We start from the raw sequence: 13,274 nt of genomic DNA on the forward strand, positions 1-13,274 counted from the left end.
TCTTTATGTCCCGCTATGGGGCAGATGAACTGATGAAGGGCGCATTGGTGTCGTGTGATTTAAGTCACAAGTGATGACCTATTGCTGACCGAGCGTGCCGAGCGCTGTGCTCCCTGTGATTCAGTTCTTCTGGCAATCGGACGATAACCAATCAAGAACTATCCGAAGCAGCCGGGGAGCCCCCGCATGGAAGCCGAGTCGGAGCCGTACGTCCGTCTCGCGACCCTCCGCACCTTGCACCGGGTCGTGGCGGACCTCAACGCTGCCCGCAGCCTCGCTGGCACGCTCCAGGCCGTTGTCGAAGGCGCGGTGCACGGGCTCGGCTTCGACGCGGCCGCGGTCAGCCTGGTCAGGCCGGACGGCGACCTCGTGGTGGCGGCCGTCTGGGAGCTGGAGGAGAGCCCGATGGGCGGCCCCTCCGTGCTGCTCGGCCAGGTCGGATCCCGGGAGTCCTGGGACCGGCTGCTCGGCGTCAGCGACCACTGGGGCACCCTGCGCTTCCTGCCGTACGACCGCGGCTGGGCCGTCGCCAGCGACATCCCGCGCTGGATCGGGGACGGACCGCTACCGGTGTACGCCAACGACTGGCACCCCGCCGACGGACTGCTCGCCCCGATGTACAGCGCCGGCGGCGACCTCCTGGGCGTCCTCTCGGTGGACCGCCCGCGCAGCGGCAAGCGGCCCGGCGCCTGGACCCGCGAGGCGCTGGAGATGTTCTCGCTGCAGGCCTCCATCGCGATCGGCAACGCCCGGCTGCGGGCCGAGATGCAGCGCGCGCTGGCCCGGCTGGAGAAGGAGCAGCAGGCGCTGCGGGCCAGCGAGGAGAGCTTCCGCCAGGCCTTCGAGTACGCGCCCAGCGGGATGGCGATCACCGAGCTGCACGGCGTCGGGCGCGGCCAGCTGACCAGGGTCAACGACGCGCTCTGCCGGCTGCTCGGCCGGCCCCGGGCGGTGCTGCGCCAGCAGAGCTTCGCCGACCTCGTGCACCCGGAGGACCGGGCGCTGCTGGAGCGCACCAGCGCCGAGAGCGGCCGGGCGGAGCTGCGGCTGTCCCGGCGGGACGGCGGCTACCAGTGGGTCTGCCTGCGCAACTCGATCGTCGCGGACGCGGCCGAGGGCCCGAGCTTCCTGCTCACCCACGTGGAGGACATCGAGGACCGCAAGCGGCACGAGTTCCAGCTCGCCCACCGGGCCAGCCACGACGCGCTCACCGGGCTGCCGAACGGTGCCGAGCTCAAGGCCCGGCTGGCCCGCCGGCTCTGCGCCCAGCCGCAGCCGGTCGGCGCCACCGCCGGCCAGGTCGAGCCGGCCTACCCGCAGCCGTACGGCTACCCGGCCGACTCCTCCGGCGCCCACGCGGCGCGCGGGGGACTGGAGGGCGCGGACCCGTACGCCGGGCCGGTGCACGGCTACGGCCTGCCCGAGGGCCTGCCGGGCGGGCTCGGCCCGGGCTACGGGGAGCACGTGCACGCGGTGGTCCCGGCCGAGTACGGGCCGGGCGGCGACGCCTGGTCGGCGCCGTTCCGCTCCGGCGGCGCGGCGGCGGTGGACAAGGGCCTCGCGGTGCTCTTCTGTGACCTGGACGGCTTCAAGTCGATCAACGACCGGTTCGGCCACAACGCGGGCGACGCGGTGCTGGTCGAGGTCGCCCGGCGGCTGAGCCAGGCCGTCCGGGACGGCGACACGGTGGCCCGGCTCGGCGGTGACGAGTTCGTGGTGCTGGCCGACGGGATCGGCCGCGAGGAGGCCAAGGACCTCGCCCACCGGCTGCGGGGCGCGATCATCCCGCCGATGCGGATCGACGGACGGGCGATGCGGGTGGGGGTGAGCCTCGGCGTCGGCTGGGCCGGCTGCGGGATGAGCATCGAGGAGGTGCTGCAGACCGCGGACGAACGGATGTACGACGAGAAGCGGGCCCGGGGCGGGGCGGTGCGCGGGGCGCGCGGCGAGCGCTCGCACCGGCGCGCGGGCTGAGCGCCCGGGGCGGACCGGCGCGGGCGGACGGCGGGGCGCCGGGGTGCGGGACCGCCCTGGTCGGCCGGGGTTACCCGCGAGTTGTCAAGGGTTCTTTTCCCGCTGTCAGGTACGACAGGTAGGGTTCCCGGTACGACAGCGTCCATGATCCGCGCCGCCCGCAGCAGGTGGCGCACCGGATGGGGGAGCAGACCACCGTGACGACCGCCGGCAGCAACGGAGTGCCCGAGGGCCAGGGGGGCGGTGCCCCGCAGGACGACGACCCGTTCGGCTACCTCTACCGCCCGGCCGACGGCTCCACCGGGCAGCCGGCCGAGCCGCAGCAGGGGGTCCCCCGCACGCCGTACAGCCGCCCGATGGAGGTCGGGCGCGCCCAGTACGGCTATCCGCAGCGGGCACCGCAGCAGCCGTACGGCCAGCAGGGCATGCCGCCGCAGGGGTACCAGGGCGGCCAGCCGCAGGCCCCGTACGGCGGGCAGCCCGGCGTGCCGCAGCAGGCCGAGTACGGAGCCGCGCCCACCCAGCAGGCCCGCTACGCGGAGCGCTCCCGGCCGCAGCCGGGGGAGGAGCCCCGCAGCAGCGGCCGGAGCAAGGGCGCGGTGATCGGCGCGGTCGCCGTGGTCGCGGCGATAGCGATCGGCGCGGGCATAGCGCTCTCCACCGGGGACCCGGACGACAAGAACGCCAAGGGCGGCACCGCGACCACCGCCCCGCCGGCCCCCAACTCCCCGGTTCCGACGGCCTCGGCCGCGAGCACCGGCCCGTCGGCGACCGCCACCCCGATCTCCGGTCCGTCGACCGTGGACGCGGGCCAGCTCCAGGCGCAGAACGCGCCCTCCGGCAACAGCGTCAAGGGCGCCAAGTCGGCCGACGGCAGCTACCTGACGCTCCAGCCGGGCGGCTCGGTGACCTGGACCGGTGACGTCGCCGCCGCCGGGACGTACAAGCTGACCGTGCACTACAACTACTCGGGCGCCGAGTTCAAGGGCGCGGCCGTGGTGAACGGCAAGGACTGGCCGAGCGGGGTGACGTACAAGGTCTACGGGGCGCCGCCCAAGGACCAGACGGCCGCCTGGTTCTCCACCTGGATACTCCCGCAGTTCCAGGCCGGGTCGAACTCGGTGACCTTCACGGTGCCCTCCGGGCCGGTCCTGATCGACCAGGTCACCGTCGAGCCGAACGGCTGATCCGGCCCGCCCCCCGACGCACCACGGCCGCCCGTCCCCGCAGGGGGAGGGCGGCCGTCGGCGTCGCTCAGGCGGATTTGACGGTGGGGAACCTCTCGCCGCCGAGGACCCAGCGGCCGCGGCGCATCACCGCGACCAGGTCGTAGCCGTCGGAGTCGACCACGACCAGGTCGGCGAGCTTGCCGGTCTCCAGCGAGCCGATCGAGTCGCTCAGGCCGAGCAGCCGGGCCGGGGTGGCGGACAGCGACTCGACGGTCTGGTTCAGGCTCAGCCCGTTGACGGTGACCGAGCGCTTGAAGGCTACGTCCAGGGTGAGGGTGGAGCCGGCGATCGCGCCGCCCTCGACCAGCCGGGCCACGCCGTCCCTGACCTCGACCTGGAGCGGGCCGAGCGGGTAGAGGCCGTCGCCCATGCCGGCCGCGCCCATCGCGTCGGTGATCAGGGCGACCCGGTTCGCGCCGGCGGTGCCGTAGGCGAGGTCCAGCACCGAGGGGTGCAGGTGCACGCCGTCGTTGATCAGCTCGACGGTGACCCGCTCGTCCTCCAGCAGCGCCACGATCGGGCCGGGGGCGCGGTGGGCGATGCCGGGCATGGCGTTGAACAGGTGGGTGGCGACGGTGGCGCCGGCCTCGATCGCCTCCAGGGTGGTGGCGTAGTCGGAGTCGGTGTGGCCGACGGCGGCGATCACGCCGAGGTCGGCGAGCATCCGCACCGAGTCCAGGCCGCCGGGCAGCTCGGGGGCCAGGGTGACCATCCTGGCGTGGCCGCGGGCGGCGTCGACCAGCTTGCGCACCAGCGCCGGGTCGGGCTCGCGCAGCAGGTCGGGGCGGTGGGCGCCGCAGCGGCCCGGCGAGATGAACGGGCCCTCGAAGTGGATGCCGGCCAGGACGCCGTCCTCGACGAGTTCGGAGAGGACGTGCGCCTGGCGGGCGACCTCGTCGATCTCGCCGGTGACGGTGGAGGCCACCGTGGTGGTGGTGCCGTGCTCCAGGTGGGTACGGGCGGCCAGCAGCGCCTCCTCGGCGATGCCGGAGGTGTAGGAGGCGCCGCCGCCGCCGTGGACGTGCAGGTCGACGAAGCCGGGGACGACGGTGTACCCGGTCAGGTCGAGGTCGCCGGGCTCGGTGTCGCCGCCGAGACCGGCGATGCGCTCGCCCTCCACGGTCAGGCGGTCGCCCTCGACGACGCCGCCGGGCAGGACCAGTCGGGCACCGGCCAGGGCAGTACGGTCACGGTCCGCGGTGGTCACGCGGTCACCTCCATGGAGAGCAGATCCCAGGCGAGCAGGCCCGCGCCCAGGGACGCGGCGGTGTCTTTGAGCATGGCGGGTACGACCTTCGGGGGCATCTGGAAGGTCAGGCGCTCGGTGACCGCCGCGCGCAGCGGCGTGAAGAGCGTGTCGCCGGCCTCGGCCAGCCCGCCGCCGACGATCACCGTGGACGGGTCGAGCAGGCTCTGGGCCAGGACGATGCCGTCCGCCAGGGCGTCGACGGCCCGCTGCCAGACCGCGAGGGCGCGGTCGTCCCCGGCGTCCACCGCGGCGGCGCAGGATGCCGCGTCGGCGTCGGGGTCGCCACTGGCCTCGGCCCAGGCGCGGGAGACGGCGGAGGCGGAGGCCAGCGTCTCCAGGCAGCCGCGGGCGCCGCAGCCGCACCGCGGCCCGCCGGGGCGGACCACGACGTGGCCGATCTCCCCGCCGTAGCCGTGCGCGCCGGCCTCGATCCGGCCCTCGATGCCGATGGCGCCGGCGATGCCGGTGCCGAGGGCGACGAACAGGAAGCGGTCGACGCCGCGGCCGGCTCCGAGCCGGCCCTCGGCCAGGCCGCCGGAGCGCACGTCGTGGCCGAGGGCCACCGGCATCGCGCCGCCGTCCGGTGCGGCCAGGCGCTCGCCGAGGAGCTTGCGCAGCGGGAGGTCCCGCCAGCCGAGGTTGGCGGAGAAGACCGCGACGCCGTTCCTCTCGTCGATCGTTCCCGGGACGGCGACACCGGCCGCGAGCGGGGCGGCGCCGAAACGGCTGCGGCCCTCGCCCGCCAGGTCGGTGGCGAAGTCGAGGATGGCGGCGACGACGGCGTCCGTGCCGTGCTCCCGCCCGGTCGGTCGGCGTGCCTCGAACAGCACGGAGCCGTCCTGGGCGAGCAGCGCGGCCTTCATGCCGGTGCCGCCTACATCGAGTGCGATGACGTGCTTCACGGAGGACAGTTTCCCTTGGGCGGGTCGAAGAGGTCTAGTCCAGTTGTCGGATTGGTCTGGTCCATACTGGGTGAGCTTTGTCGCAGCTGCGCCGGTGTGCGGGCCTTTGCGCCGGGGCGCGTGAAGCGTGGGGACGGGGGTTCTGTTGCGCATCGTGCAATGACTCCGGGCACTTCGATAACTCCTGGGGCGGCGCGGGCCGGTGGGTTGGACCGGTGGTCGGCGGGTTTGGCAGTGTTGCGCGTCCCCCTGCCGGAATCCCCCGTTCCGGTCGAAGTTCATCCCCCCGAAGGCGGTACCCGCGTTGAACAGGCGCGTCCACGTTCCCACCCGTGTGCTCGGCGGTGCGCTGGCCGGAGCACTGGTGCTCACCGCGGTCAGCGCCTGCGGCGGGCAGGACGGCGGACCGGTCACCCTCAGGCTGGTCGCGGCCGACTACGGGGAGAGCCCCGAGACCAACTCCAAGCGCTACTGGGACGCGGTCGCCAGGGACTTCGAGGCGGCCAACCCCGGGATCAAGGTCAGCGTCGAGGTGGACAGCTGGACCGAGATCGGCAAGAAGGTCGAGGACATGATCGCGGCCGGGAAGTCGCCGGACCTGCTCCAGACCGGCGGCTTCGCCGACCAGGTCGCGGCGGACCGGCTGTACCCGGCCTCCGACGTGCTCTCGGTGGACACCCAGGCCAGGTTCCTGGACACCTTCGCGCACGCCGGGCAGGTGCTCGGGACGCAGTACGGGATCCCGTTCGTGTCCTCGTCGCGGGTGCTCTTCTACAACAAGGCGGTGTTCCGGCAGGCCGGGATCGCCCAGCCGCCGGCCACCTGGAGCGAACTGCGGCAGGACGCGGAGAAGATCAAGGCCAAGGTGCCGGGGGTGACCCCGTACGGGCTGCCGCTGGGGCCGGAGGAGGCGCCGGCCGAGTCGATGCTCTGGACGCTGAGCGGCGGCGGCAGCATCTCCGACGACGTCGGCAACTACACCATCGACAGCCCCCAGAACCAGGCCACCTTCAACTGGCTGAAGAGCAACCTGGTGGGCACCGGGCTGACGTACCCGGAACCGGGAAAGATGAACCGCACCCCGGTGTTCCAGGACTTCGCCGCCGGGAAGGTCGCGATGCTGAACGGGCATCCGACGCTGCTGCGGATGGCGACCGCCGGGAAGATCGACTTCGGGACGGCGCCGATCCCGAAGAAGGACGGCGTCGGGCGGACCGGGAGCCTCGGGGTCGCCGACTGGATGATGGCGTTCAAGGCGAACGGGCACAAGAACGAGATCAAGAAGTTCCTGTCGTTCGTCTACGACAAGGACAACCAGCTGAAGTTCGACGAGCAGTACAACCTCCTGCCGGTCACCCAGGACGCGTTCGGGCAGATGTCGTCGGACCCCAAGCACGAGGACCTCAAGCAGTTCGCGGTCGGGCTGACCAACGCGAGCTTCTACCCGTTCGGGGACCCGGCCTGGGGCGAGGTCAGCAACCAGATCAAGGCCGGGATCGGGCAGGCGGTGACGGGGGACCCGAAGCAGGTGCTCGGCGGGCTGCAGGATGCGGCGGTGAAGGAGGCGGCGAAGGTCCGCAAGTAGGGCCGGGGCCCGGACCGGGTGAGGAGGGGGTCCGGTCCGGGCGGGGGCGGTTCACGGGTGGGGTTCTGGCGGGCGGAGGGGTCAGGGGAGCGTGATGGCGTAGGCCTTGCGGAGGGTCTCGTGGACCGTCCAGGTGGTGCGGTCGCCCTCGCGCAGGACCCCGCAGTCGCCGGGGCCGACCTCCAGGGTCGGGCCGCCCTCGATCGCGATGGTGGCCCGGCCGCTGAGCACCACGAACATCTCGTCGGCCTCGACGTCGGTGACCACGCCCGGGGTGATCTGCCACAGGCCGCGCAGGTGGCGGCCGTCGGCCGACTCGGACAGCACCCTGCCGGAGACCTCGGGGGTGCCGGAGACGATCTGGGACGGGTCGAGCGGGTCGGGGTCGAGGTCGGCGGTGGGGATGTGCAGGGCGAAGCCGGGCGTGGTCATGGGGGTGACGGTAGTCCGGGACGGGGGACGGTGGGGCGAGCAGTGTGTGTCGGGGTCGCGCGGGAGAATGACACTCCGTAGTGGTGGACGGAGGTTTTCCGGTGGGTGAGCTGACCGAGCGGGACCGGGCGGTGCTGGCGCTGGAGGGGCGGCAGTGGCGGACGGCGGGGGCCAAGGAGCGGGCGATCCGGGAGGAGCTGGGGCTCTCCTCGACGCGGTACTACCAGGTGCTGAACGCTCTGCTGGATCGGGAGGAGGCGTTGGCGCAGGCGCCGGTGCTGGTGAATCGGTTGCGGCGGGTTCGGGAGGTGCGGCGGGAGGCGCGTTGAGTGCGGGGCTCTCGGGAGGGTGGGGGGCCGGGGGCGGCTCCGGGGGTGGGTGCTGCGGGGGCTGGATGATTTTCAGACTGCCGGTCCTGGGGGTGGGGGGCCTACCGTCGTTGGCAGTCTGAAAATCACCCGTCACGCCCCTCTCCGCACCCACCCCCTGCGCCGCCCCCTTCCGCAGCGCGTCCCTCTCGCTGGGGTGGGGGAGGGGTGCGTGGGTGGGTGGGGGAGGTGGGGGATGCCCTGCTGGTGGGACGCCTGCTGGGGGTGGGGGTGCCTGCTGCTGGGGTGCCTGCTGGGGGGTGGGGTCGGGGGCAGGGGTGTGCGGAGGGGGGTGGTCCGGGGTAGGGGCTTCGGTATGGGCTTTGAAGAGATGTTTGTGCCGGAGACCGAGGCTGGGCGGGACGGGGTGCGGGCTGTGCTGGCGGCGCCCGGGGATGCCGTGGTCGGGTTGGACTTCGACGGGACGTTGGCGCCGATCGTGGCGGATCCGGAGCGGGCGCGGGCGCATCCGGGGGTGGTGGGGGCGTTGCGGCGGCTGGGGTCGGTGGTGGGGGCCGTGGTGGTGGTGACGGGGCGGCCGGCCGGGGTGGCGGTGGAGTACGGGGGGTTCGCGGGGGTGCCGGGGGTGGTGGTGCTGGGGCACTACGGGGCCGAGCGGTGGGAGGACGGCGAGCTTTCGGCGCCGGAGGTGCATCCGGGGGTGGCGCGGGTGCGGGCGGCGTTGCCGGGGTTGTTGGAGCGGGTGGGGGCGCCCGAGGGGACGTGGGTGGAGGACAAGGGGCGGGCGGTGGCCGTGCACACCCGGCGGACGGCGGCGCCGGAGGAGGCGTTGGCGCTGCTGCGGGCGCCGGTGGGGGAGCTGGCGGCGGAGCACGGGCTGGTGGTGGAGCCCGGGCGGCTGGTGCTGGAGCTGCGGCCGCCGGGGGTGGACAAGGGGGCGGCGCTGACCGGGTTCCTGCGCGAGCGGGGGGCCCGTTCGGTGGTCTACGCCGGGGACGACCTGGGGGACGTGGCGGCGTTCGCCGCGGTGGAGGAGCTGCGCGGCGAGGGTGTGGCCGGGGTGCTGGTGTGCGCCGGCGCGGTGGGGGACGCGCCGGTGCGGGAGCTGGCCGACCGGGCGGACCTGGTGGTCGCCGGGCCGGAGGGTGTGGTGGAGCTGCTGGAGTCCCTGGGGGAGGCGCTCACAGCGCGTTGAGCTGGTCCAGGAACCACTGCTGCGGGGGGAGCGCGGTGGCCGCCGCCGCCAGGCGCTTGGTGCGGTCGGCGCGCTCCTCCTGGCTCATGCCGAGGCCGGCGTGGAGGGCGTCGGCGGTGGCGATGACGTCGTACGGGTTGACGGTGAGCGCGTCGTCCCCGAGTTCGGCGTGGGCGCCGGCCTCGCGGGAGAGGACGAGGGCGCAGCCGTTGTCGGAGACCACCGGGACCTCCTTGGCGACCAGGTTCATGCCGTCGCGGATGGGGTTGACGAGCGCCACGTCGGCGAGGCGGTAGGCGGCGAGGGAGCGCGGGAAGTCGTCGTCCACGTGCAGGATCACCGGCTGCCAGGTGGGGGTGGCGAACTCGGCGTTGACGGCCTCGGCGAGCTCCCGGACCTGGGCCGTGTAGCTGCGGTACTCGGCGAGGTCGGTGCGGGACGGGTAGGCGAAGGCGATGTGCACCACCCGGTCGTGCCACTCGGGCCGGGTGCGGAGCAGGTGCCGGTAGGCCTGGAGGCCGCGGACGATGTTCTTGCTCAGCTCGGTGCGGTCGACCCGGACGATGGTGCGGCGGTCGCCGACGGCCTCGCGGAGGGCGGCCAGCCGTTCGTCGACGTCGGGGCGGTGGGCACGCTCGCGCAGGAAGTCGGCGTCGGCGCCGAGGGCGTGGACGCCCAGGTGGGTGGTGCGGCCGTCGAGGGTGACGGTGAGCGCGTCGTGGTCGACGGTCGCCCCGAGGATGTCCTCGCAGCAGGCGGCGAAGGCGCGGGCCCAGCGTTCGGTGAGGAAGCCGGCCCGGTCGGCGCCCAGGATGCCGGTGAGGACGGCCCGGGCGACGTCGTCGGGCAGCAGCCGGAAGTACTCGGGCGGGGCCCACGGGGTGTGCGAGAAGTGGCCGATCCGCAGGTCGGGGCGGATTCCGCGGAGCAGGGCCGGGGCCAGCGAGAGGTGGTAGTCCTGGACGAGGACCGCGGCCTCCGGCGCGGCTTCGGCGGCCAGCGCCTCGGCGAACGCGCCGTTGTAGGCCTGGTAGGCGGCCCATTCGGTGCGGAAGTCGGCGTCGAAGGCGGGGGCGGTCGGGGTCGCGTAGAGCAGGTGGTGGACGAACCAGAGGGTGGAGTTGGCGACGCCGTTGTAGGCGCGGGCGAAGGTCTGCGGGTCGATGTCCAGCATCCGTACGGCCTGGCCGCCGACCTCGTGGCCGGCCAGGTCGAGGCGGCCGCGGGGTGCCTCGGCGGCGGCTCTGCGGTCGGGGTCGCCGAGGGCGGCGCAGACCCAGACGGCGTTCGGGTCCTCGATGGCGGACAGCCCGGAGACCAGGCCGCCGCCGCCGCGGCGCAGGGTCAGTGTGCCGTCGTCGGAGGTGCTGAAGGACACCGGTCCCCGGTTGGATGCCACCAGGACGGAGGCGGTGCCGGTCGCGCTCGAACGGTTGGTCGTGAGATCGCCCATGGTTGGCATGTTGCCGGGGGCCCGGCGTGGCAAACCCGTCAGTGGCGGGTCGCGTATTCGGGGACGGTGTGCATCGGGGGGCGTTCCAGGGCGGTCACCGGGTGGGTGTGGGCGGTGAACGCGCGGGTCTCCGGGTGGCGGGTGAACTGGGTGAGGTGGGGGTGGACGAGGTCGGCGGAGGCCTTGAGGCGGTGGGTGCGGTCGAGGCGCTCCAGGGCGGTCCGGTAGATGGTGGCGGCCATCCGGCCGAGGGCCTGGCCGTCCTGGTGGCGGTGGTGCCGGACGCCGACGTCCACCTGGGCCAGGGCGTCCAGTCCGGCCAGATCCAGGGCGTCGACCAGCAGGCCGAGTTCGACGCCGTACCCGGTGGGGAAGGGCAGCCGTTCGAGCAGTGAGCGGCGGGCCGCGTACTCGCCGCCGAGGGGCTGGACGAACCCGGCGAGCTCCGGCCAGTGGAGGTTGAGCAGGGGGCGGGCGACGAGTTCGGTGACCCGGCCGCCGCCGGCGGGCAGCACGGCGCCCTCCGACTCCAGCGGGCGGTCGTACATGGCCTTGACCAGCTGGATCGACTCGTCGGTCAGCAGCGGGCCGACGATGCCGGAGACGAAGGCCGGGTCGAACTCGCGCAGGTCGGCGTCGACGAAGCAGACGATGTCGCCGTGGGTGACCAGCAGCGAGCGCCAGAGCACCTCGCCCTTGCCGGGGACGGCGGGCAGGCGGGGGAGGATCAGGTCGCGGTGTTCCACCCGTGCGCCGGCCTCGGCGGCGACGGCGGCGGTGGCGTCGGTGGAGCCGGAGTCCACGACGACGAGTTCGTCGACGAGCGGGAGGCGCTCCATCAGCTCGCGGCGGACGGTGCGGACGATGTCGCCGACGGTGGCCTCCTCGTCCAGGGCGGGGAGGACCACGCTGACGGTGCGGCCGGTGCGCCGCTTGGCGTCGAGGAGGGTGTGGACCGGCCGGTCGGCCGCGCTCCAGGAGCGGCGGCGCAGCCAGGACGCCGCCTGCGGCAGGAGCTCGGGGGTCGGTTCGGCGGGCACTGGGGTCTCCTCGGCGGGTCGGTGGGACATGTCATCTCGCTTGGCGGACGGTCCCGTTCAGGATTGACGCCTTCGGATACAGTCTTCGTACAGCGGTCGGACCTTTGCACACCGGGGTCGCCGCTGAGTACCACCACAATTTCACAAGCTCATCCAGAGGGACTGAGGGAACGGCCCGTTGACGTCCCGGCAACCTTCTCGCGCGGCTGTCGACGACAGGCCCCGGCGGGACAGGTGCCAATTCCGGCCCGTGTCGCGACCGCGCCACGGGGAAGATGAGGAGAGAGGCCTCGCCGTCATGGCTATCGACACCGCCGCACCCGTTTCCGTCGACCTCGGCCCCGCCGCCGCGCTGTCCTGTCGCGAGTGCGGCACCCGCTTCCCGCTCGGCCCCAGCTTCGCGTGCCTGGAGTGCTTCGGCCCGCTGGAGATCGCCTACGAGTTCGGCAGCGAGGGCGCCGAGGAGCTGCGCAAGCGGATCGAGGCCGGTCCGGCCTCCATCTGGCGTTACGCGCCGCTGCTGCCGGTTCCGGCCGACGTGGCGTCCAAGCCCAACCTGAACCCGGGGTGGACCCCGCTGGTGAAGGCGGACAACCTGGGCCGGGAGCTCGGTTTCACCGCCCAGCTGCACGTCAAGGACGACTCCGGGAACCCGACCCACTCGTTCAAGGACCGGGTGGTCGCCTGCGCGATCGAGGCGGCCCGGGCGTTCGGGTACACCACGCTGTCCTGCTCCTCCACCGGCAACCTGGCCGGTGCGGTGGGGGCGGCGGCGGCCCGGGCCGGGTTCCGGTCCTGCGTGTTCATCCCGCACGACCTGGAGCAGGGCAAGGTCGTCATGGCCGGGGTGTACGGCGGCGAGCTGGTCGGCATCGAGGGCAACTACGACGACGTGAACCGCTTCTGCTCGGAGCTGATCGGCGACGCGGCCGGCGAGGGCTGGGGCTTCGTCAACGTGAACCTGCGGCCGTACTACGGCGAGGGCTCCAAGACGCTGGCGTACGAGATCTGCGAGCAGCTCGGCTGGCGGCTGCCGGAGCAGATCGTGGTCCCGATCGCCTCGGGCTCGCAGCTGACGAAGATCGACAAGGGGCTCCAGGAGCTGATCAGGCTCGGCCTGGTCGAGGACCGGCCGTACAAGGTCTTCGGCGCCCAGGCCGAGGGCTGCTCGCCGGTGTCGGCCGCGTTCAAGGCCGGCCGGGACGTGATCAAGCCGGTCAAGCCGGACACCATCGCCAAGTCGCTGGCGATCGGCAACCCGGCCGACGGCCCGTACGTGCTGGACATCGCCCGCCGCACCGGCGGCGCGGTCGAGGACGTCACGGACGCCGAGGTCGTGGCGGCGATCCGGCTGCTGGCGCGGACCGAGGGGATCTTCGCCGAGACCGCGGGCGGGGTGACCGTCGGCGTGCTGAAGAAGCTGGTCGAGACCGGACAGCTGGATCCGGCCAAGGAGACCGTCGCGATCAACACCGGCGACGGCCTGAAGACCCTGGACGCCGTCTCCGACGCCGGGATGACCGCCGTCATCCGCCCGACGCTGGACTCGTTCCGCGCCGCCGGCCTCGCGTCCGCCTGAACCACCCGCCCCCCGCAAGGAGAGTCATGAGCGCCAACGTCCGCATCCCCACCATCCTGCGCACCTACACCGGCGGCGCCGCCGAGGTGACCGCCGAGGGCGCCACCCTGGCCGAGGTCATCGCCGACCTGGAGAAGAACCACGCCGGCATCTCGGCCCGCATCCTGGACGACACCGGCAAGCTGCGCCGCTTCGTGAACGTCTACGTGAACGACGACGACGTGCGCTTCGCCGAGGGTCTGGCGACCGCGATCGGGGACGGCGCCGGAATCTCGATCATCCCGGCGGTGGCCGGCGGCTGCTGAGC

The 13,274-nt window shown here is 73.4% G+C and carries 12 protein-coding genes and 1 riboswitch; of the genes, 7 read left to right on the forward strand and 5 right to left on the reverse strand.

Annotation, left to right across the window (positions count from 1 at the left end):
• The first annotated feature begins 186 nt into the window (after nucleotides 1-186).
• Entirely contained in the window at nucleotides 187-1,974 is a 1,788-nt protein-coding gene (locus tag ACZ5GH_RS20305) for a GGDEF domain-containing protein (protein ID WP_387760508.1), read from the forward strand.
• A 179-nt stretch (nucleotides 1,975-2,153) separates the two neighbouring features.
• Entirely contained in the window at nucleotides 2,154-3,161 is a 1,008-nt protein-coding gene (locus ACZ5GH_RS20310) for a hypothetical protein (protein WP_387760509.1), read from the forward strand.
• A 67-nt stretch (nucleotides 3,162-3,228) separates the two neighbouring features.
• Here ACZ5GH_RS20310 and nagA read toward each other — a convergent pair whose 3' ends face one another.
• Both nagA and ACZ5GH_RS20320 read right to left on the reverse strand, forming a co-directional pair.
• On the reverse strand, nucleotides 3,229-4,410 hold the full coding sequence (gene nagA, locus ACZ5GH_RS20315; protein WP_387760510.1) for an N-acetylglucosamine-6-phosphate deacetylase: 1,182 nt from the start codon (nucleotides 4,408-4,410) through the stop codon (nucleotides 3,229-3,231).
• On the reverse strand, nucleotides 4,407-5,354 hold the full coding sequence (locus ACZ5GH_RS20320) for an ROK family protein (RefSeq protein WP_387760511.1): 948 nt from the start codon (nucleotides 5,352-5,354) through the stop codon (nucleotides 4,407-4,409). Before ACZ5GH_RS20320 ends, nagA begins: the two co-directional genes overlap by 4 nt.
• A 304-nt stretch (nucleotides 5,355-5,658) precedes the next feature.
• Between ACZ5GH_RS20320 and ACZ5GH_RS20325 the strand changes: the two genes are divergently transcribed.
• Nucleotides 5,659-6,939 (forward strand): extracellular solute-binding protein, encoded by a 1,281-nt coding sequence (locus tag ACZ5GH_RS20325; RefSeq protein ID WP_387760512.1) that lies wholly within the window; start codon nucleotides 5,659-5,661, stop codon nucleotides 6,937-6,939.
• A gap of 81 nt (nucleotides 6,940-7,020) precedes the next feature.
• On the opposite strand, the gene ACZ5GH_RS20330 is transcribed toward ACZ5GH_RS20325, so the two are convergent.
• Nucleotides 7,021-7,371: a cupin domain-containing protein gene (locus ACZ5GH_RS20330; RefSeq protein ID WP_387760513.1), complete on the reverse strand. Its 351-nt coding sequence runs from the start codon at nucleotides 7,369-7,371 to the stop codon at nucleotides 7,021-7,023.
• Nucleotides 7,372-7,472: 101 nt separating this feature from the next.
• Here ACZ5GH_RS20330 and ACZ5GH_RS20335 point away from each other — a divergent pair, with 101 nt between their 5' ends.
• Entirely contained in the window at nucleotides 7,473-7,700 is a 228-nt protein-coding gene (locus ACZ5GH_RS20335; protein ID WP_387760514.1) for a DUF3263 domain-containing protein, read from the forward strand.
• Between the two features lie 370 nt (nucleotides 7,701-8,070).
• Complete coding sequence (gene otsB, locus ACZ5GH_RS20340; RefSeq protein WP_464334947.1) at nucleotides 8,071-8,895, forward strand: trehalose-phosphatase; 825 nt, start codon at nucleotides 8,071-8,073, stop codon at nucleotides 8,893-8,895.
• On the opposite strand, the gene ACZ5GH_RS20345 is transcribed toward otsB, so the two are convergent.
• Together ACZ5GH_RS20345 and ACZ5GH_RS20350 are read right to left on the reverse strand one after the other, a co-directional pair.
• On the reverse strand, nucleotides 8,882-10,348 hold the full coding sequence (locus ACZ5GH_RS20345; protein ID WP_387760450.1) for an alpha,alpha-trehalose-phosphate synthase (UDP-forming): 1,467 nt from the start codon (nucleotides 10,346-10,348) through the stop codon (nucleotides 8,882-8,884). The two genes, otsB and ACZ5GH_RS20345, sit on opposite strands and share 14 nt — an antisense overlap.
• Before the next feature lie 38 nt (nucleotides 10,349-10,386).
• Entirely contained in the window at nucleotides 10,387-11,388 is a 1,002-nt protein-coding gene (locus ACZ5GH_RS20350; RefSeq protein ID WP_464334948.1) for a glucosyl-3-phosphoglycerate synthase, read from the reverse strand.
• A gap of 146 nt (nucleotides 11,389-11,534) precedes the next feature.
• A riboswitch (SAM riboswitch) is annotated at nucleotides 11,535-11,670 on the forward strand.
• Between the two features lie 16 nt (nucleotides 11,671-11,686).
• On the opposite strand from ACZ5GH_RS20350, the gene thrC reads away from it, so the two are divergent.
• The gene (gene thrC / locus ACZ5GH_RS20355; protein ID WP_387760448.1) at nucleotides 11,687-12,967 is read left to right on the forward strand and encodes a threonine synthase; all 1,281 of its coding nucleotides are present in this window, start codon (nucleotides 11,687-11,689) and stop codon (nucleotides 12,965-12,967) included.
• Between the two features lie 26 nt (nucleotides 12,968-12,993).
• Nucleotides 12,994-13,272: a MoaD/ThiS family protein gene (locus tag ACZ5GH_RS20360; protein WP_464334949.1), complete on the forward strand. Its 279-nt coding sequence runs from the start codon at nucleotides 12,994-12,996 to the stop codon at nucleotides 13,270-13,272.
• The last annotated feature ends 2 nt before the right edge of the window (nucleotides 13,273-13,274 follow it).

It is taken from the genome of Kitasatospora sp. Xyl93, from assembly GCF_055383135.1.

What these genes read in the sequence shown, in the direction of transcription:
- ACZ5GH_RS20305 (WP_387760508.1), top strand. Translation starts at nt 187, where the DNA reads ATGGAAGCCGAGTCGGAGCCGTACGTCCGTCTCGCGACCCTCCGCACC.
- ACZ5GH_RS20310 (WP_387760509.1), top strand. Translation starts at nt 2,154, where the DNA reads ATGGGGGAGCAGACCACCGTGACGACCGCCGGCAGCAACGGAGTGCCC.
- ACZ5GH_RS20360 (WP_464334949.1), top strand. Translation starts at nt 12,994, where the DNA reads ATGAGCGCCAACGTCCGCATCCCCACCATCCTGCGCACCTACACCGGC.
- thrC (WP_387760448.1), top strand. Translation starts at nt 11,687, where the DNA reads ATGGCTATCGACACCGCCGCACCCGTTTCCGTCGACCTCGGCCCCGCC.
- ACZ5GH_RS20345 (WP_387760450.1), bottom strand. Translation starts at nt 10,348, where the DNA reads ATGGGCGATCTCACGACCAACCGTTCGAGCGCGACCGGCACCGCCTCC.
- ACZ5GH_RS20330 (WP_387760513.1), bottom strand. Translation starts at nt 7,371, where the DNA reads ATGACCACGCCCGGCTTCGCCCTGCACATCCCCACCGCCGACCTCGAC.
- otsB (WP_464334947.1), top strand. Translation starts at nt 8,071, where the DNA reads ATGTTTGTGCCGGAGACCGAGGCTGGGCGGGACGGGGTGCGGGCTGTG.